The organism is Streptomyces sp. AgN23 (assembly GCF_001598115.1).
In the GTDB taxonomy this organism is placed as follows: Bacteria; Actinomycetota; Actinomycetes; order Streptomycetales; family Streptomycetaceae; genus Streptomyces; species Streptomyces antimycoticus.
The window spans coordinates 9,913,897-9,931,519 of sequence record NZ_CP007153.1 but is presented as its reverse complement, the minus strand read 5'-3'; the positions used below and the strand labels follow the sequence as shown (position 1 = coordinate 9,931,519).

Below are 17,623 nucleotides of genomic sequence, written 5' to 3'. Positions count from 1 at the left end.
CGGTGCTTCAGCAGCCGTCCACGTCAGTCCGTCCGGCCACCGCCGCCACCGGGCGTGGCGGCCCGCACACCGCCGGCGCGCACCACGTTGCGGAGGGGCTCCCCGCGGTCCAGGCGGTTAATGTTGGCCGCGATATCCGTGGCGCGGGCCGCGAAAGTCTCCTCGGTGTGGCCCGAGTTGTGCGGTGTCATCACCACATTGGGCAGGGTGGGGAACGGCAGGCGGCTCGGCGCGTGCGGAGGCCCGGCCCACCACACGTCCAGGGCGGCACCGGCGATGACGCCGGTCGAGAGCGCCTCGTACAGCGCCTCCTCCTGGACGACCGGGCCACGGGCGACGTTGACGAGGAGGGATTGCGGGCCCATCGCGGCGAGTTCGGCCGGGCCGATCAGCCCGCGGGTCGCGGGGCTCAGCGGAACGGTGACCACGACGATGTCGGATTCGGCCAGCAGGTCCGGCAGCCGCTCCGGGCCACCCACCCAGTCGGGACGCAGGCCCTCCGGCAGGGGGGCCGACGGATCGCGGCGCACCGCCCGCACACTCAGGCCGACCGCCTGGCACAGCCGGCCGATCTCCCTCCCCGTCTCGCCGAAGCCGATGACTCCGACACGGCGGCCCCGCAAGGTGTCCCCGAAGGGCAGCGCGGAATCCACGGCGACGTTCCGCCACCGTCCGGCGCGCAGCTCCCGGTCGGCGGCGAGCACACGCCGGGACAGCATCAGCACGCACATCAGGACGTGTTCGGCGATCGACCTGCCGTGGTGGTGGGTGTTGGCCACGGTCACATCCGGCCCCAGCGCCTCCAGGGGAATGCCGTCGTAGCCCGCGCCGACGACATGGACGAGGCGGAGCCGGCCGGCTCGCCGCGCGTCGTCCCCGGTGAGCTGGGAGCCCACGTACACATCGACGGTGGCGATGGCGTCGGCGATCCGCGCCGCGTCCCAGCCGGAGGCGTCCAGCCACTCGTGCGGGCCCTCGATCCGCGCCCTCAGCCGCTCGGTGAATCTGCTCAGGATCCGGTGGTTGAGCATGATGCGCATACTGGCCATGACCGCCGTCCTCATATGTAGCTGCTGTCTTCATTTCTGCACGAGGCGGTTGAGGCTGTCAATGCTGCGGCTGTCCCGACCACTACCCCTTCCACCTGGGTTTGTTGTCACATCCCTTGACGCACCGGCACCTCAGGTTTAGCTTCAGCGTCCACAAATACAGACCGGGTACGCAAGTGTAGACAGCCCTGTCGACTGTCGTTCTCGGGCGGCAACCCGCCACCACCCTCGGAGATACGCCGACGATGAAGTCCTCCGTACCCTCCAGTCCGCTCCCGGAACGGGGCCGGGCCCGTACAGTTCTCGCCCTTCTGGCCACGGGCACGATGCTGCTCACCAGCGCGTGCGCCGTGGCGAACAGTGACACGGCGGGTGATGCCGGCAGCGCGGACGGGCGCACCCTGCGGGTGGTCCTCACCCAGGAACCGCCGACACTGGAACCCTGTGAGTCATCGCTGACCGCGACCGGTGTCGTCGTCCGCTCCAACATCACCGAACCGCTGGTGGAACGGGACCCCACCTCGGGCGAGCTGGAGCCGCTGCTGGCGACCGGCTGGCGGCAGACGAAGCCCACGACGTGGACCTTCGACATCCGTCCGGGGGTGACCTTCCAGAACGGGCAGCCGTTCACGGCGAAGGACGCCGCGTTCTCCATCGACCGCGCCGTCAACTCCGATCTCGCCTGCAACGTGGACGGCTATGTCTTCGGCGACGCGAAACTCGATGTACGCGCCGTCAGCTCCACCCGGCTGACCGTCACCACCGAGAAGACCGACCCCATCCTCCCGCTGCGGCTCAGCTTCGTCGAGATCGTGCCGCGCACCACCGACACCAAGGCCAAGGTGCGCATACCGATCGGGACCGGCCCCTACGCCGTCAAGTCGTGGCAGACCGGCGTCTCGATCTCCCTTGCCCGCAACGCCGATTACTGGGGGAAGGCTCCGGCCTATCCCCGGGCCAGGTATGTCTGGCGGAGCGATGCGAGTGTCCGTGCCGCGATGATCGACAAGGGCGAGGCCGATATCGCGACGGCGCTGGACCACACGAGCGCCGACAAGGGCAACACCGTCGCCTACCCCAACAACGAGACGACCGCCCTGCGGCTGGACGGCCGTGAGGCGCCGCTCAACGACATCCGGGTGCGCAAGGCGATCGGCATGGCCGTCGACCGCAAGGGCATCATCGGCGCTCTTCTCGGCGGACTGGCCAAGCCCGCCGCGCAATTGGTCCCGCCCGGCGTGGTGGGCCACAACGACGGCCTCGCCCCCGCCCCGTACCAGGAGGCCGCCGCCCGCGCGCTGGTGAAACAGGCGGCCGCCGACGGGGTCCCGGTGCACCGGCGGATCACCCTCGTCGCACGCAACGGCATGTTCGCCGGAATCGCGGAAGTGACCGAGGCCCTGCAGTACGAGATGGCGCGAGTGGGGCTGAACGTGAGGATACGCATGGCGGACACCGCCACCCATCTTCAGTACCAGCTGCGTCCGCTGCCGCGCGGTGTCGGGCCGGTGGCGCTGCTGATCATGCACGGCAACCAGGCCGGGGACGCGGCCTTCACCACGAGTCAGTACCTGCAGAGCGACGGCCCCCAGTCCACCTTCGGCACCAAGGACCTCGACCGGCGCATCGCCGCGGCGGACGCGCTCTCCGGCAAGGCCCGGCAGAAGGCGTTCGCCGACGTGCTCGCCTACCAGAACACATCGGTCGCGCAGTACGCCTACCTGGCTCATATGCGCGGCCTGCTCGGACTGTCGCCGTCGGTGCGGTACCGCCCGGACTCCGCCACCGGGGACGAGATGCGGCTCTCCGAGGTCAGTCCGGCGCCGGCGGGGAGGCGCTGACATGACGTCCTTTCTGCGCAAGCGCATCGTCTCCAGCGCGATCCCGCTGGTGTTCGTGGTGCTGGGCGTGTTCTGTCTGGCCCGCCTGACCGGCAGCCCCGTCGACCTCTACCTCCCGCTGAGCGCCACTCCCCAGCAGCGCGCGGAATTCTCCGCCGCCCACGGCTTCGACGACTCCATTCCGGTGCAGCTGTGGGACTACCTCACCAATGCCGCGCAACTCGACTTCGGCACCTCGCTGCGCACCGGCGAGTCGGCCGGTTCGATGGTGCTCAAGGCGTTCCCCGTCACGCTCCAACTCGCCGGGATGACCATGCTCCTGGCGATCGTCGGGGCGCTGCTGGTCGGAAGCCTCGCCGCCTACCGGCCCAACTCGCTCATCGACCGGATCGCCGGTCTGCTGTCGATGACCGCGGCCAGCATCCCCGACTTCTGGTTCGCGATCATGGGTGTGCTGGTCTTCGGAGTGGGTCTGGGCTGGCTGCCGACCTCCGGCACCCTGGGCGGCCCCGAGATCTGGGTGCTGCCCATCGCCACCCTGCTGATCCGCCCGTTCGGCGTGCTGGTGCAGGTGGTGCGCGGCAGCATGGTCGGCGCGCTGTCCGCGCCCTACGTCAAGGTCGCGCGCAGCAAGGGAGCCGGCCCCAAGCGCGTGGTGTTCGGGCACGCCCTGCGCAACTCCATCACGCCCGTGCTGACCGTCGCCGGGGATCTCACGGTCGGTCTCGTCAACGGGGCGGTGATCGTGGAAACGATCTTCGGCTGGCCCGGGATCGGGAAACTCATGATCGACTCGATTCTGCAGCGCGACTTCGCGGTGTTGCAGGCCGCCGTTCTGATCACGGCGGTGACGATCTTCGCGCTGAACATCGTCATCGACGTCTGCCACGCCCTGATCGACCCCCGAGTGCGCCAGGCGGTGCCGGCGTGAGCGAAGGAGCCACCATGACCGAGCCCGCCGATTCCGCCGACCGCCCCTCCGGCGGGGCCGCCCCGTCGCCCACCCGACCGCCCCGCTGGTGGCTGCTGCTCGGCCGGGACCGGGGCGCGGCCGTCGCCGCCGTCGTCCTCGCCGCGGTGTTCCTCGTCGCGCTGTTCGGCCGGCTGTTCATCGGGGACCGAGCGGTGCGGCAGGACCTCCGCGCCTCGCTGCGGCCGCCCTCCCTCAACCACGGCTTCTACGGGCTGCTGGGCACCGATGTGCTGGGACGCAGCGTGCTGGCCCGGCTGGTGGACGCAGCCGGGACGACGCTGTCCGTCGCGGTGCCCGCGGTGCTGTGCTCGCTGCTGATCGGCTCGGCCCTGGGGCTGTGGGCCGGATATCACGGAGGGATGCGCGAGAACGTGGCGATGCGTGTCGCCGACGTGATCCTCAGCTTCCCGTCCCTGCTGATCGCGGTCGTCGTGCTGTATGTCTTCGCGCCCAGCGCGATGAACATCGTGCTGATCCTCGCCATCGCGCGCGTCCCGGTCTATCTGCGCACCGCCCGCGCGGAGTCGGCCGAGCTCAGAAGCCGGCTGTTCGTCGACGCGGCCCGGACCTTCGGCACACCGAGCCGGAACATCATCTACCGGCACATTCTGCCGATCGCGCTGCCCACGCTGCTGACCGTGGCCACGCTCGACTTCTGTTTCGTCATGCTGACCGAGTCGTCCTTGAGTTTCCTCGGCATCGGCATCCAGCCGCCCGATGTGAGCTGGGGGCTGATGGTGGCCCAAGGGCGCCAGTACCTTCAGACGGCCTGGTGGATCGCCGTGCTGCCGGGCTTCGCGATCGTGCTCACCACGGTGTCGGCCACGGTGCTCGCCGCCTGGGTTCGCCTGGCCACCGACCCGGCCCAGCGCTGGCGGCTGACGCTGCCCCAAAAGCGGCGCGGCAACCGCGCCGCTGTTCCCTCGGAGATGATCGCGTGAAGCCCTCCACCCTGCCCGCGCCCGCCGCGACCGGCGGTGCCGCACTCGAGGTCGACGGGCTCTGCGTCGATCTGCGGACCCCCTCCGGCACCCTCCGTGCCGTGAACGGCGTCGGCTTCAGCGTGCGCAAGGGGCGCACGCTGGCCCTGCTGGGCGAGTCCGGCTGCGGCAAGTCGATGACCGCGCTGTCCATCGTCGGGCTGCTCGACCCGACGGCCGAGGTGACGGGCGGGTCCGTGCGGGTGTCCGGCACCGATGTGCTGCGGCTGGGCCAGGCGGGGCGCAGAAAGCTCGCCGGTCCCGTGCTGTCGATCGTCTTCCAGGACGCGCTGACCGCGCTCAACCCCGTACAGCCGGTCGGCAGGCAGCTCGCCGAGCCGTTCCGGATCCATCGCGGGCTGTCGCGGCGCGATGCCCGGGAGAAGGCGGTTGAGCTGATGACCCGCGTCGGAATCCCCGAGCCGCGGCTGCGGGCGCGCGCGTATCCGCATCAGTTCTCCGGCGGTATGCGCCAGCGGCTGCTGATCGCGATGGCCGTGGCGCTGGACCCCGATGTGCTGATCGCCGACGAGCCCACGACCGCGCTCGATGTCACCGTGCAGGCGCAGATCATGCGGCTGCTGCGGGATCTGCAGACCGAGCGGGACATGGCGCTCGTGCTGATCACCCACGATCTGGCGGTGGTCGCCCAGCGCGCGGACGATGTCGTGGTGATGTACGCGGGCAATGTGGTGGAGACCGGCCCGGTGGCGGAGGTCTTCTCCCGGCCCCGCCACCCGTACACCAAGGGATTGCTCGATTCGGTGCCCGAACACGCCGTCCGGGGCGGCCCGTTGCCCGCCGTGCCGGGGAGCCCGCCCGAGCTCAGCGCGGTCCCGTCCGGCTGTGTCTTCCAGGCCAGATGTCCGCTGGCCGAGGAGCGCTGCGCCCGGGAACGTCCGCCTCTGATGTCCGTCGGGGCCTCGCGTTCGGCCGCCTGCCACTTCTCCGAGGAGCTCGACCGTGTCTGAGACGCCCCTCACCGACACCACGCCCGCGGGCCCGCGGGCCGATGGCCCGGCCACTCCCCCGCCCCTGCTCGAAGTCCGCGGTGTGACCAAGTCGTTCGGCCATGGCCGCCGGCGCCTGACCGCGCTGGACGGAGTCGATGTGCGGGTCGAGCGCGGGGAGACCCTCGGGCTGGTGGGCGAGTCCGGATGCGGCAAGTCGACCCTGGCCAGAGTGGTGCTCGGGCTTGAGCGGCCGGACTCGGGGACGGTGCGCTTCAACGGCACCGATCCGTTCACCCTCAAGGGCAAGGAACTGCTGGCCTGGCGGCGCCGGGTGCAGATGGTGTTCCAGGACCCCTTCGCCTCGCTCAACGCCCGGATGTCCGCGGCCGATCTCATCGGCGAGCCGTGGCGCACCCACCGCGACATCGTGCCCACGGCACAGGCACGCGAGCGACGGGTCCGTGAGCTGCTGTCGCTGGTCGGGCTGCGGGAGAGCGACGCCCACCGCTACCCGAACGAGTTCTCCGGCGGGCAGCGGCAGCGCATCGGCATCGCCCGCGCGCTGGCCCTCGGCCCCGACCTCATCGTGTGCGACGAGCCCGTGTCGGCGCTGGACCTGTCGGTACAGGCCCAAGTGCTCAATGTCCTGTCCGAGCTGCGGGAACGGCTCGGTGTCTCCTACGTCTTCATCTCGCATGACCTGTCCGTGGTCCGGCATGTCTCCGACCGGGTGACGGTGATGTATCTGGGCAAGGTCATCGAACACGGCCCCACCGAGGACGTCTTCGACCGCCCCCTGCATCCCTACACCGCCGCCCTGATGTCCGCCGCGCCCACACTCGACGTCTCCGGGCAGGCCCAGGACGACGACGAGATCCAGCTCCGCGGGGAGATCCCCTCCCCGTACGACATCCCATCGGGCTGCCGGTTCCGCACCCGCTGCTGGAAGAGCGAGGACCGGTGCGCCGAGCTCGCCCCTCCGGTCGTCACCCGTGACGGCACGGCGGGCCCCGGGCGGGAGCCGCATGAGGGGCTGTGTCACTTCCCGCTGGGCACCGGGCCGACGGAAGCATGAGCCCGCCCGAGTTCACCCTGCTCTTCATCACGGTGGCGGTCGGGGCGCTGCTCCAGGTCTCCATCGGCTTCGGGCTCGGCCTGCTGGCCGCCCCGGTGATCGCGATATTCGACCCTTCGCTCACCCCGGTGGTGGTCCTGCTGCTCGCCACCGGAGTGACGACCGCGGTCCTGGTGCTGGAGGGCGGCCACCTGGACCTGCGCGGCGCGGGGTGGGCGCTGGCCGGGCGGGTGCCGGGCACGGTGGGCGGCGCGGCGCTGGTCGCCGTGCTGCCCGCCCGGCAACTCGCCCTCCTCGTCGCCGCGGTCGTCCTCGCGGGCGTCGCGGTGAGCCTGCGCGGATTCGTGCCGGCGCCGAGGCGGCGTTCGGTGCTGCTGGCCGGCCTGATGTCGGGGCTGATGGGCACGGCGACTTCCATCGGAGGGCCGCCGATGGCCATGGTCTGGCAGGGTCTGAGCGGGCCGCGGCTGCGTGCCACGATGAGCGGGTTCTTCCTCGCCGGTTCCGTGATGAGTCTGGCCGTCCTGGCGGCGACCGGGGCGGTGCACACCTACAGCCTGTGGCACACCGCCCTGCTCGCCCCGGCCGCGGCGATCGGGGTGCTGCTCGCCCGCCCGCTGGCGAGCAGCATGGACATGCGGCGCACCAGGGGCGTCGCCATGGTGCTCGCGGTGGCGAGCGCGACCGTGCTGGTGATCCAGCAGTTCGTCTGAGCCGAGCCGCATGTCCGCTACTGCCCCGGACGGGGAGTCTCAGCCCTCCGCTGCCACGGGGGCGGCCCGGCGCTCTCCGGTGACCTTGGAGGAGGGCAGCCGCCCGGCCTTGGAGGTACCGGTCATCGTCTCGCCGTCGACCGTCATCGTGAACGCGAGGTTCAGACGCATGGGCTTGGTGATGGCCTGACGCCAGGTGAGCTGGTCGCCCTCGAGTGCCACGTCGACCAGCGGGACCTCCTCCCCCGCGCCGTGGGCCGTACCGGTCAATGTGCCGTCCTCGTCGCGGAATTCGGCCACGGCCTTGATCCGGCCGATGGGGGTGGACATGGACAGATCCCAGGTGCCTTCAACGGACATGATGGTGTGCTTCCTCGGCGTGGGTCGGGGCGGGTCGCGCTGGGGGCGGTGTGGTCACAGGGCGACGGGCGAAGGCCCGTGGTGGCGCCAGGGGGTGCCGCGGCGCTCGTAGGCGAACAGTTCCTCGACGGCGTGGGCGATCCGCGGCCCCAGTTCGCGCTCCAGCAGATACAGGCCCAGATCGAGCCCGGAGGTGACACCGGCGCCGGTGACGAGGTCGCCGTCGTCGACGACACGGGCCCTGACCACGTTGACACCGGTGGCGTCCAGCATGTCCAGGCCCATGTGGTGGGTGGTGGCGTAGCGGCCCTCCAGCAGACCGGCCATGGCCAGGAGGAGCGAGCCGCCGCACACCGTGGCGACGGTCACCTCCGAACGGTCCATGGCCGCCTTCAGCAGCCCCGGCAGGCCGGTGTTCACGGCGCGGCCCAGAGTTACGGGAATGAATTCGTGCTCCCGCCACTCGCCCGCGTCCGCGTCCGCGTCGAGATCGGGGACCTCGCCGGGTTCTCCGATCCGGCCGGCCGCACCGGGGACCACGACCAGGTCCGCCGTCGCGGGATCCAGGGCGGCCATGGCGCGCAGCGGCACACCGCCGACCCCGCTCACCACCTCTCGCGGGCCCTCGGCGGACACCAACTCGGCGCGCAGCGCTCCCTCGGCCGCCATGCCACCGGCGGCCAGCACCTCGTAGGGGGCGAGCACATCGAGGAGGTCGAAGCCGTCGAACAGGACGATTTGGGCGAGCATGAAATGTTCCCTCACATGCGGTAATGGCCAGTCTGTCTGGCCCTCTTCCGACGCTATGCGTGGGCAAAGACGGCTCCCAGTGGCACGAGGGACATGGTGCAACGGAATATCGCCAAGCGGGGCCGGAGGGTGCCGATGGCAGGCGCTCAGGCCGCGTCGGGCGGCATGTTGTACGGCGTGACGACCTGGATGGGCGAGGGCAGGGCCGGGCCGTCGTCGGGCACAGATCGTCCTCGGCGGACTCGGCTGACCCTCCGCGCCACACCCGCAAAGCCCGCACCGCCAAAGCCGCACCCACTCATCACCCGCACCGTCAGAGAGGGCACAACTCCCCATGCCTATCGGCATCATGGGCCTGGGCCGGATCGGCGCCTTCCACGCCGAGACCCTGTCCACGCTCGACGCGGGGGACTCCCTCGCGGTCACCGACCCGGTCGCCGCGGCCGCCACCACCGGCGCCCAGCGGTTCGGCGCCCGGGCGGTCGCCTCGCCGGAGGCCGTGCTCGCCGCCGGTGTGGACGGCGTCGTGATCGCCGCGGCGACCGACGCCCACCCCCGAGTTCGTCCTCGCCGCCGTACGGGCGGGCGTGCCGGTCTTCTGCGAGAAGCCGGTGGCGCGCACGATCGAGGAGATCTACGCGACCGGCGCCAACCGCGGCGCCGAGTACATCGCGGCAGCCGGAGACGTGGACACCGCCTCCGCCCTCCTCACCCTGGACGACGGCACCCTCGCCGTGGTCTCCAACACCCGCCACAATCCGCGCGGTGACGACGCCCGCCTGGCCACGGCATGACGGACAGCATCGCCGCGGGCCTGGAGGACAGTCTGCCGCTGCGCTCCGTCGAACCGGGCGCCACCTTCCCCGGCGGCACACCGCACCACTTCTTCATGGACCGCTTCTCCACCGCGTACCGGGCCGAGCCCACCGCCTTCACCGAAGCGGCGGCGGGTCTGCGGCCCTCCCCCCGTACCGTCGCCGACGCCGTCGAGGCCGGGTGGATCGCCGAGGCATGCACGCTGTCCCTGCACGAGCACCGCCCCGTGGGCACGGAAGAGGTACGGAAGGCATGACGACAGCCGGACCGCTGCGCATCGGGATCCTGGGCGCCGCCCGGATTTCCGCGCTCTCCCTCGTCGGCCCCGCCCGTGCGGGTGGCCACCGCCTCGTCGCGGTGGCCACCCGCACCCGGGTCGTTAGCCCCTCCCGCCGGCCGGGGCGCCCTCATGGACCTGGGCTGCTACAGCCCGCACGCCCAGCGCATGCTCGCGCCCTGGGCCGGTGGCCCCCACACCTGGTCACCACCCGGGGCGGTGCACGGCAGGGCGCACCGGATGTCGACGAGTGGCTGGACGCGGAACTGGCCTTCCCGAACGGCCCCACCGGATCCGCCCGCTGCCATATGGCGTACGGGGACGTGCGGATGAGCTTCCGGGTCGTCGGCTCGCGGGGCGAGGCGACGACCGTGAACCGCACGGGGGCACGCTCGCCGGCGGGCCCCCGCCGGTCGGCCCGCCCCCAGCCGCCGGCTCAGCTCTCCGTGTCGGCCGTCGGCCCCGGCCGGGCCGCCGCGGGCGCGCCCACGCGCAGTCCGTCCATGACCAGGTCCAGAAGCCGTCTGGCGCGCACCGGCCCCTGGTCATCGGGGCTGATCTGCCACAGACCGCAGATGGCGAGCAGGAAGTCGTCGGTGGTCACGTCCGGACGGATCGTGCCGACCTCCTCGTTCGCCTTCAGCAGAAGCGCGACGGCCTCGGTCATCTGGCCGTGTCCCGGTTTCTTCTGGCCGCAGGTGGTGCTGAGGGCCTTGTGCAGCGCGTCGGCCAGACCGGCCTTGGCCATGGCGAACCGGGCGAGGTGCCCCGTCCACTCCCGCAGCGCCTCATCCGGCGCGCGGGTACGGAGCAGCTCGGCCGCGATGTCCACGACCTGCAGCATCTCGTGGCGGTAGATCTCCAGCACGAGGGCCTCGCGGCTGGGGAAGTTGCGGTACAGCGTTCCCTGCCCGACGCCCGCCTTCTTCGCGATGGTGCTCAAGGGGACATCGGCCGAACGGGTCAGCTCCGCCAGCGCCACTTCCAGGATGCGCTCGCGGTTGGCTTGCGCGTCCGAGCGCAGACGCGCGTCCTTGTCTACCCGCACTCGTCCTCCTTCCGGACACCGCCAAAGCGCCGACCTTGCCCACCGGACAGCTGTCCGCTAAGTTTCATGCACAGCGGACAAGTGTCCGCTTAGGTCCACCTTACCGGCTGAAACGGCCCGTGGGGATGGCCGGAACCGAGCGCCGACCGGCATTCTCACGCATTCCCACCCCCCAGGACCTCCTCATTGGACGACTTCGACGCGCACGACATCCGCGAAAGAAGGCTGATCATGGCCCCATCGACGTCCAGCGTCATCACGCTGACCATCAACGGCGAGAAGTACACGCTGCCCGTCGACCACCGCACCACCCTGCTCGACGCCCTGCGTGAGCATCTCGATCTCACCGGGACCAAGAAGGGCTGCGACCAGGGCCAGTGCGGGGCCTGCACGGTACAGCTCGACGGCCGCCGCGCCGTCTCCTGTCTGCAGCTCGCGGTGGCAGCCGAGGGCCGCGACGTCACCACGATCGAGGGCGTGGCCGACGGCGACCGGCTGCATCCGGTGCAGCAGGCGTTCCTCGACCTCGACGGCTACCAGTGCGGCTACTGCACCCCGGGGCAGATCTGTTCCGCCCTCGCCGTGATCGAGGAACACGCGGCGGGCTGGCCGAGCGCGGTCACCGCCGACGTCAGCCCCGAAGCGGGGCCCCCACCACTGACCGCCGATGAGATCCGGGAGCGGATGAGCGGCAACCTGTGCCGCTGCGGCGCGTATGTGTCGATCGTGCAGGCGGTCGCGCAGGCGGCCGAGGTGCGGGCGACCGGAACCGAGGAGGTCGTCGCATGAAGGAGTTCGGCTACCAGCGCGTCCTCGACGTCTCCGAGGCGATCGCCGTACTCGGCGCCGATCCCGACGCACGGTTCCTCGGCGGCGGCACCAATCTGGTCGATCTGATGAAGACCGGCATCGAGCGGCCGGGACGCCTCGTCGACGTCCGCGAACTGCCCCTGGACGGCATCGAGGCGACGCCGGACGGCGGTCTGCTCATCGGGGCCACCGTCACCAACAGCGACCTCGCCGCCCACCCCGAGGTGCGGCGCCGCTACCCGGCCCTCGCCCAGGCCGTCCTGGCCGGTGCGTCCGGGCAGCTGCGCAACATGGCCACCGTCGGCGGGAATCTGCTCCAGCGCACCCGCTGCGGCTACTTCACCGATGTGGCCGGGCCCTGCAACAAGCGGCTCCCCGGCAGCGGCTGCCCGGCCATCGAGGGTGAGCACCACAACCACGCGATCCTCGGCGCCTCCGAGCACTGCGTGGCCACCCACCCCTCGGACATGGGGGTCGCGCTCGCCGCCTTCGACGCCGTCGTGCGGTACGAAACCGCCGACGGGCCGGGCGAGTTGCCGCTCGCCGACTTCTATCTGCCCGTGGGCGACACCCCGCACCTGGAGACGGCGCTGCCCTCCGGCGCGCTGATCACCGGCGTCACCCTGCCGCCGGCCCCGGTCGCCGCGCACTCCCGCTACCGCAAGGTCCGCGAGCGTGCGTCGTACGCCTTCGCCATCGGCTCGATCGCCGCCGCCCTCGACGTCCGGGACGGCGTCGTCCACGAGGTCCGCCTCGCCTTCGGAGCGGTCGCCTCCCGGCCGTGGCGGGCCCTGGAGGCCGAGCGGGCGCTGACCGGAGGCCCGGCGACCGCCGAGGCGTTCGCCGCCGCCGCGGACGCGGAACTGGCCGCCGCCGAGGCACTGCCCCACAACGGATACAAGGTGCCGCTGATGCGCAACCTCGTCGTGGCCCTGCTGACCGAACTCGCCGAGGAGGCCGCCCGATGACCACGACGACCGGAACCACCACGACGACGGGGGCCCTGGGCACCGCGCGCACCCGCGTCGAGGGCCGGGAAAAGGTCACCGGGGCGGCCCGCTACTCGGGCGACATCCCGCTGCCCGAACTCGCCCACGGCTGGCTGGTGTTGTCCACCATCGCCCGTGGCCGGGTCCGCTCGGTCGAGGCCGACTCCGTCCTCGCCATGCCCGGGGTCCTCGCGGTGCTCCACCATGAGAACGCCCCGCGCGTCAGCCTGGACTACATGGGCATGATCGGGCCGCCCGACCCGATCATCGGGGTCTTCCAGCACGACCGTGTCCCCTTCCGGGGCTGGCCGGTGGCGCTGGTCGTCGCCGAGCGGCCCGAGCAGGCCCGGGAGGCCGCGGAAGCGCTGGTGGTCCAGTACGACCAGGAGTCGCACGACATCGACTTCTTCGCCGGACACCCCAATGCGTACACCCCCGGGGACTCGCCGTTCGGTGCGGCGGAGACGACCAAGGGCGACATCGAGGCCGAACTCGCCGCCTCCACGTTCGTGGTGGACGCCGAGTACACCACCCCGGAAGAGCACCACAACCCCATGGAGCCGCACGCGGCGACGGCCCACTGGGACGGCGGCCGGCTCGAGGTCCTCGACTCCAATCAGGGCACCACCTACGTGGCCGGTGAGCTGGCGCAGATCTTCTCCCTCGACGCGGAGTCGGTGCGGGTGCGGTCCGAGCACGTCGGCGGCGGCTTCGGCTCCAAGACGGTCCGCCCGCACCAGGTGGCCGCCGCCATGGCCGCGACCGTCCTCGACCGTCCGGTCCGCGTCGTCATGACCCGCCGCCAGATGTTCTCGACCATCGGCTATCGCAGCCCCACCGCGCAGCGGGTCCGGCTCGGCGCCGACGCGTCGGGGCGGCTGCGCGCGCTCGACCACCGGTCCGAGTGCGTCACCTCGACCGTGCACGAGTTCATCGAGCGCAGCGCCACGGTGGGGCGGGTGATGTACGACGCCGAGGCGCACCACACCAGCGACCGGGTCGTACGGCTCGATGTGCCGACCCCGACCTTCATGCGCGCGCCCGGCGAGGCACCGGGCTCGTTCGCGCTGGAGTGCGCGCTCGACGAACTCGCCGAGGCGTCCGGCATCGACCCGATCGCGCTGCGCGTCCGCAACGAACCCGACCGGGGCCCTGTCTCCGGCCTGCCGTTCAGCAGCCGCAACCTGGTGGCCTGCTACGAGGAGGGCGCCCGCCGGTTCGGCTGGGCGGACCGGGATCCGCGTCCGGGGCTGCGCCGCGAGGGACGGTGGCTGCTCGGAACGGGTATGGCGGCGGCCAGCTTCCACTCCGGGGCCAACCCGTCCACGGCGGGCGTGACGGCCGAGGCCGATGGCACCTTCACCGTGCGCATCAACGCGGCGGACATCGGGACCGGCGCCCGGACCGGCATCGCCCTGGTCGCCGCGGACGCGCTGGCAGTGGATCCGGACCGGGTCCGGGTGGTCATGGCGGACAGCGACCTCGGCCCGGCGATGATCGCCGGTGGCTCGATGGGCATGCGCTCCTGGGCGTGGGCGGTGTCGATCGCGGTGCGCGAGCTGCGCGAGCGGCTGGCCCTGGGCGGCGACATCCCGCCCGAGGGAATCACCGCGCGGTCCGACACCTCCGAGGCGATCGGTGCCCTCTCGAAGAAGGAACGGCATTCCTTCGGGGCGCAGTTCGCCGAGGTGGCCGTGGACGTCACCAGCGGAGAGGTCCGGGTGCGGCGGATGCTCGGGATCTTCGCGGCGGGCCGGATCGTCAACCCGCTGACCGCGCGCAACCAGCTCGTCGGCGGGATGACCTGGGGCATTTCCATGGCCCTGCACGAGGAGGCGGTCCGGGACCGGGCCTCGGGCGGCCACGTCGGCCCGGACCTCGCGGGCTATCACTTCGCCGCGAACGCCGATGTGCCGCTCATCGAGGCGGACTGGGTGGACGACCCGGATCCGGACGACCCGGTGGGCATCAAGGGCATCGGTGAGGTCGGCATCGTGGGAGCCGCGGCGGCCATCGCCAACGCGGTGTGGCATGCCACCGGCGTCCGCCACCGCAACCTGCCGATCCGCCCGGACCGGGTCCTGTCGGCGGGGACGAGCGTGCCGGAGCCCGGCCTCGGAGGCTGACCCCGCCCTCGAGTGATCGGCGCCGGCCGGGCTGTGGGCCCGACCGGCGCCGAACTCTCGGCCGCGTTCGTCGGCCGGATACCGCCGATCGGCTGGCGCTGTGCGGCGATCCAGTCATCCTCACGCTCCGCCCGATGCCCTCCGGGCCCCCGCGGGGAACACTCGCCCAACCCGAGGAGAGCAGAGAGGGCACTGATGAGCGACGACTTCGTGCTGGACGTGACCAAGATCCGCGACGAGGCCCGCCGGAAGATGGAGGCGGGACCGGTGACGGACGCCTACGGCCTGGACAAGGACCGGGTCATCGGCATCCTCAATGACGTCATCGCGACCGAAGTGGTGTGCTGGCTGCGCTACACCCGCCACGCCATCTCCGCCAGCGGGATCGACCGCGCCCAAGTCTCCTCGGAGTTCACCGAGCACGCGAAGGAGGAGATGCAGCACGCGCTGCGCGCCGCCGAACGCGTCTCCCAGCTCGGCGCCGACCCCGACTTCGACCCCGCCTCGCTGGCCCAGCGCGCCCACACCGACTACACCACACCGCCGGACAACGACCTCAAGGCGATGCTGGAGCACAATCTGCTCGCCGAGCGCATCGTGATCGCCAGCTATCAGGAGATCATCCGCTGGCTGGGCGAACACGACCCCACCACCCGCCGGCTGATGGAGTCGATCCTGGAGGAAGAGGAGGAGCATGCCGACGATCTGGTGGATCTGATCGGCGTCTGACAGCCGCGGTGGGTCGGCCCATGACCACGCGTTGGCCCCGTACGCTCTCCTGCCTCGTCGTGACCGCCCTGTCGTCGGCCCTGCTCGTCGGGTGCGGGGAGGACGAACACGGCCGGAGCTGCTCCGGCCGTCCGGGCAAGGATCTCTCCAGCCGCACCGTCTCCGGTGGCGACCTGTGGCAGAAGAAGATGCGGTGCGTCAACCTCGAACGCTCCACACTGACCGGGCTGGTGTCCGAGGCCAACCTGCGCAGCGGCAACCTCTACGAAGCGCGGCTGGCCGGTGTCTCCCTGGAGAACGTCGACCTGCGCAACGCCGACCTGCGCCGGGCCGACCTCACCTCCGCCACCCTCTCGCAGGTCGACCTGCGCGGCGCCGATCTGAGCGGGGCCAAGCTCGGCAAGGGCCTGCTCACCGACGTCAGCTTCGATCGCGCACAGCTGGACGGCGCGGATCTGCGGGCGGCGTCCCTCACCCATGTCGGCCTCATCAAAGCCGATCTGCGCGGCGCCGATCTGCGCGGCGCCGCGGTGTCCGACTCCGATCTCCGCGGCGCGCGGCTGCGGGAGGCCGATATCTCGACGACGAGCTGGGAGAACGTCCTGTGCCCGGACGGCTCGCGGTCGAGCGCACGGGATTCCTGCGCCGAGCATCTGACCCGGGCCGAGTCCCGGGCGGCGGGTCAGTTCCCCGCGCCGTCGGCCGCCTTGCCGGATTCGCCCTGAGACGCCTTCTGCGCGACACGGTGCGCCTGCTCGAGACCTGCCATGTAGGCGTCCAGATAGTCGGCGTCCGACAGCCGGGCGCACGGTCCGGGGACGGGGTGGGAGCGGACCGCTCCGCCCTTGTGGGCGGCGGCGCGGTCGGCGATGGCATCGACACAGCGCTGAGTGACCTCGGCCTTCTCGGCGGCGGCCGGGGTGCCGCTCGGCTTGCCCTTGTCGCCCGCGTCACCACCGCCGGAACAGCCGGTCAGCAGCAGGGTGATGGCGATGACGGCCGCGGCTTCGAGGGTACGGGTGCGCATATGTCTCCCAGGGGCGTCGATGGTGGGGTGCATCATGCGGCTCCGGGGCGGCCGGGTGGGAGAGCCGGGTCACCGTTGTGATGAAACGGTGACCGAACGGGCGTACAGGGCGATCCCGCACACCCGACCGGAGCGGGCACAGGATGTCGGGTCCGGCAGGGTGCGGACTTCCTAACGTGAGGGTCGTCAGGGAAGGAGACCGAGGTGCTGGAGCGGCTGAACGAGGCCCTGGAACACATCGAGTCGCATCTCGATCAGCGGATCGAGACGGCCGAGTTGGCACGGATCGCGGTGACGTCGGAGTACCACTTCCGCCGGCTGTTCTCCGCGCTGGCGGGGATCCCGCTGTCGGAGTACATCCGGCGCAGGAGGCTCACCCTCGCGGGGGCCGAGGTGCTCGCCGGGGAGCGGACGCTCCTGGAGATCGCGGTGCGCTACGGCTACGGCTCGGGCGAGGCGTTCGCGCGTGCGTTCCGGGCCATGCACGGTGTGGGGCCGGGCGACGCCCGGCGGGCAGGTGCCGTACTGCGCTCCCAACCTCGGATGTCCTTCCGCCTCGTTGTCGAAGGGAGCAGCAGCATGCGATACCGGGTCGTGGAGAAGGAGCGATTCCATGTGGTCGGCAAGAAGGTCCGGGTTCCGCTCGTCCATGAGGGGGTCAATCCGCGGATCGCGGAGTTCATCCGAGGCATCGGCCAGGAGACGATAGGGCGGATCGCCGCCCTGTCCGATCAGCAGCCGGAGGGGATCCTGGGCGTGAGCGACAACCTCGACCCCAGCCGGGCGGAGGGCACCGAACTCGACTACTACCACGGGGTGGTGACCGGAGCCGCCGCGCCAAAGGACCTGGACGAGCTCGTCGTCCCGGCGGGGACCTGGGCGGTCTTCGAGAGCTCGGGGCCGTTCCCGCAGGCGCTCCAGCACCTGTGGCGGGACGTCTTCACTCAGTGGTTCCCGTCCAATCCGTACCAGAGCAGGCCGGGGCCGGAGATTCTGCGCACCCGGCTGTCGCAGGACGCGGCGCAGGCGGACGCGGAGTTGTGGATCCCCGTGGAGCGGACCGCGGTCTGACACTCCGCCCGGCCGAAACGACGGCCGGGCGGAGCC

At 71.4% G+C, this 17,623-nt stretch carries 17 protein-coding genes and 1 pseudogene; 13 read left to right on the top strand and 5 right to left on the bottom strand.

Annotated elements, in window-relative coordinates:
- Positions 1-23: 23 nt before the first annotated feature.
- Positions 24-1,049, bottom strand: coding sequence for a 2-hydroxyacid dehydrogenase (locus AS97_RS42265; protein WP_247204666.1), 1,026 nt, complete (start codon positions 1,047-1,049; stop codon positions 24-26).
- 245 nt (positions 1,050-1,294) lie between these two features.
- Here AS97_RS42265 and AS97_RS42260 point away from each other — a divergent pair, with 245 nt between their 5' ends.
- From AS97_RS42260 to AS97_RS42235, 6 genes are read left to right on the top strand one after another with little or no spacing between them, the layout of a single operon-like run.
- Positions 1,295-2,890, top strand: a complete 1,596-nt coding sequence (locus tag AS97_RS42260; protein ID WP_247204665.1) for an ABC transporter substrate-binding protein — start codon at positions 1,295-1,297, stop codon at positions 2,888-2,890.
- A gap of 1 nt (position 2,891) precedes the next feature.
- The gene (locus tag AS97_RS42255) at positions 2,892-3,821 is read left to right on the top strand and encodes an ABC transporter permease (protein ID WP_086706053.1); all 930 of its coding nucleotides are present in this window, start codon (positions 2,892-2,894) and stop codon (positions 3,819-3,821) included.
- A gap of 14 nt (positions 3,822-3,835) precedes the next feature.
- Positions 3,836-4,804 (top strand): ABC transporter permease, encoded by a 969-nt coding sequence (locus AS97_RS42250; protein ID WP_210566767.1) that lies wholly within the window; start codon positions 3,836-3,838, stop codon positions 4,802-4,804.
- Positions 4,801-5,814: an ABC transporter ATP-binding protein gene (locus AS97_RS42245; RefSeq protein WP_210566766.1), complete on the top strand. Its 1,014-nt coding sequence runs from the start codon at positions 4,801-4,803 to the stop codon at positions 5,812-5,814. Before AS97_RS42250 ends, AS97_RS42245 begins: the two co-directional genes overlap by 4 nt.
- A complete protein-coding gene (locus AS97_RS42240) occupies positions 5,807-6,871 on the top strand; it encodes an ABC transporter ATP-binding protein (RefSeq protein ID WP_210566765.1) in 1,065 nt (354 codons plus the stop codon). The genes AS97_RS42245 and AS97_RS42240 overlap by 8 nt, the downstream gene beginning before the upstream one ends.
- Entirely contained in the window at positions 6,868-7,584 is a 717-nt protein-coding gene (locus tag AS97_RS42235) for a sulfite exporter TauE/SafE family protein (protein ID WP_125758299.1), read from the top strand. Before AS97_RS42240 ends, AS97_RS42235 begins: the two co-directional genes overlap by 4 nt.
- A 39-nt stretch (positions 7,585-7,623) precedes the next feature.
- Here AS97_RS42235 and AS97_RS42230 read toward each other — a convergent pair whose 3' ends face one another.
- Positions 7,624-7,944 carry a hypothetical protein gene (locus AS97_RS42230; RefSeq protein ID WP_059145599.1) on the bottom strand — a complete coding sequence of 107 codons (321 nt, stop codon included), beginning with the start codon at positions 7,942-7,944 and terminating at the stop codon, positions 7,624-7,626.
- Positions 7,945-7,998: 54 nt separating this feature from the next.
- Positions 7,999-8,694, bottom strand: coding sequence for a DJ-1/PfpI family protein (locus AS97_RS42225; RefSeq protein ID WP_210566764.1), 696 nt, complete (start codon positions 8,692-8,694; stop codon positions 7,999-8,001).
- A 334-nt stretch (positions 8,695-9,028) separates the two neighbouring features.
- Here AS97_RS42225 and AS97_RS42220 point away from each other — a divergent pair.
- Positions 9,029-9,766 (top strand): annotated as a pseudogene (locus AS97_RS42220) (Gfo/Idh/MocA family oxidoreductase).
- Between the two features lie 457 nt (positions 9,767-10,223).
- Here the strand turns inward: AS97_RS42220 and AS97_RS42215 are convergent.
- Positions 10,224-10,835, bottom strand: coding sequence for a TetR/AcrR family transcriptional regulator (locus tag AS97_RS42215; RefSeq protein ID WP_059145601.1), 612 nt, complete (start codon positions 10,833-10,835; stop codon positions 10,224-10,226).
- Between the two features lie 231 nt (positions 10,836-11,066).
- Here AS97_RS42215 and AS97_RS42210 point away from each other — a divergent pair, with 231 nt between their 5' ends.
- The 5 genes from AS97_RS42210 (at position 11,067) to AS97_RS42190 (ending at position 16,214) form a co-directional block, all read left to right on the top strand.
- Positions 11,067-11,624, top strand: coding sequence for a 2Fe-2S iron-sulfur cluster-binding protein (locus AS97_RS42210; RefSeq protein WP_210566763.1), 558 nt, complete (start codon positions 11,067-11,069; stop codon positions 11,622-11,624).
- Positions 11,621-12,613 (top strand): xanthine dehydrogenase family protein subunit M, encoded by a 993-nt coding sequence (locus AS97_RS42205; RefSeq protein ID WP_059145602.1) that lies wholly within the window; start codon positions 11,621-11,623, stop codon positions 12,611-12,613. Before AS97_RS42210 ends, AS97_RS42205 begins: the two co-directional genes overlap by 4 nt.
- Positions 12,610-14,760: a xanthine dehydrogenase family protein molybdopterin-binding subunit gene (locus tag AS97_RS42200; RefSeq protein ID WP_059145603.1), complete on the top strand. Its 2,151-nt coding sequence runs from the start codon at positions 12,610-12,612 to the stop codon at positions 14,758-14,760. The genes AS97_RS42205 and AS97_RS42200 overlap by 4 nt, the downstream gene beginning before the upstream one ends.
- Before the next feature lie 195 nt (positions 14,761-14,955).
- Positions 14,956-15,489 (top strand): ferritin-like domain-containing protein, encoded by a 534-nt coding sequence (locus AS97_RS42195; protein ID WP_086710773.1) that lies wholly within the window; start codon positions 14,956-14,958, stop codon positions 15,487-15,489.
- Between the two features lie 20 nt (positions 15,490-15,509).
- Positions 15,510-16,214 carry a pentapeptide repeat-containing protein gene (locus tag AS97_RS42190; protein WP_059145605.1) on the top strand — a complete coding sequence of 235 codons (705 nt, stop codon included), beginning with the start codon at positions 15,510-15,512 and terminating at the stop codon, positions 16,212-16,214.
- On the opposite strand, the gene AS97_RS42185 is transcribed toward AS97_RS42190, so the two are convergent.
- Complete coding sequence (locus tag AS97_RS42185; RefSeq protein WP_185929871.1) at positions 16,172-16,516, bottom strand: hypothetical protein; 345 nt, start codon at positions 16,514-16,516, stop codon at positions 16,172-16,174. The two genes, AS97_RS42190 and AS97_RS42185, sit on opposite strands and share 43 nt — an antisense overlap.
- Positions 16,517-16,720: 204 nt before the next feature.
- On the opposite strand from AS97_RS42185, the gene AS97_RS42180 reads away from it, so the two are divergent.
- Positions 16,721-17,587 carry an AraC family transcriptional regulator gene (locus AS97_RS42180; RefSeq protein ID WP_210566762.1) on the top strand — a complete coding sequence of 289 codons (867 nt, stop codon included), beginning with the start codon at positions 16,721-16,723 and terminating at the stop codon, positions 17,585-17,587.
- Positions 17,588-17,623: the final 36 nt, after the last annotated feature.

Coding starts and splice junctions, on each gene's coding strand:
- AS97_RS42265 (WP_247204666.1), bottom strand. CDS start 1,049: ATGGCCAGTATGCGCATCATGCTCAACCACCGGATCCTGAGCAGATTC.
- AS97_RS42255 (WP_086706053.1), top strand. CDS start 2,892: ATGACGTCCTTTCTGCGCAAGCGCATCGTCTCCAGCGCGATCCCGCTG.
- AS97_RS42200 (WP_059145603.1), top strand. CDS start 12,610: ATGACCACGACGACCGGAACCACCACGACGACGGGGGCCCTGGGCACC.
- AS97_RS42205 (WP_059145602.1), top strand. CDS start 11,621: ATGAAGGAGTTCGGCTACCAGCGCGTCCTCGACGTCTCCGAGGCGATC.
- AS97_RS42185 (WP_185929871.1), bottom strand. CDS start 16,516: ATGCGCACCCGTACCCTCGAAGCCGCGGCCGTCATCGCCATCACCCTG.
- AS97_RS42195 (WP_086710773.1), top strand. CDS start 14,956: ATGAGCGACGACTTCGTGCTGGACGTGACCAAGATCCGCGACGAGGCC.
- AS97_RS42235 (WP_125758299.1), top strand. CDS start 6,868: ATGAGCCCGCCCGAGTTCACCCTGCTCTTCATCACGGTGGCGGTCGGG.
- AS97_RS42225 (WP_210566764.1), bottom strand. CDS start 8,694: ATGCTCGCCCAAATCGTCCTGTTCGACGGCTTCGACCTCCTCGATGTG.
- AS97_RS42230 (WP_059145599.1), bottom strand. CDS start 7,944: ATGTCCGTTGAAGGCACCTGGGATCTGTCCATGTCCACCCCCATCGGC.
- AS97_RS42190 (WP_059145605.1), top strand. CDS start 15,510: ATGACCACGCGTTGGCCCCGTACGCTCTCCTGCCTCGTCGTGACCGCC.
- AS97_RS42260 (WP_247204665.1), top strand. CDS start 1,295: ATGAAGTCCTCCGTACCCTCCAGTCCGCTCCCGGAACGGGGCCGGGCC.
- AS97_RS42250 (WP_210566767.1), top strand. CDS start 3,836: ATGACCGAGCCCGCCGATTCCGCCGACCGCCCCTCCGGCGGGGCCGCC.
- AS97_RS42210 (WP_210566763.1), top strand. CDS start 11,067: ATGGCCCCATCGACGTCCAGCGTCATCACGCTGACCATCAACGGCGAG.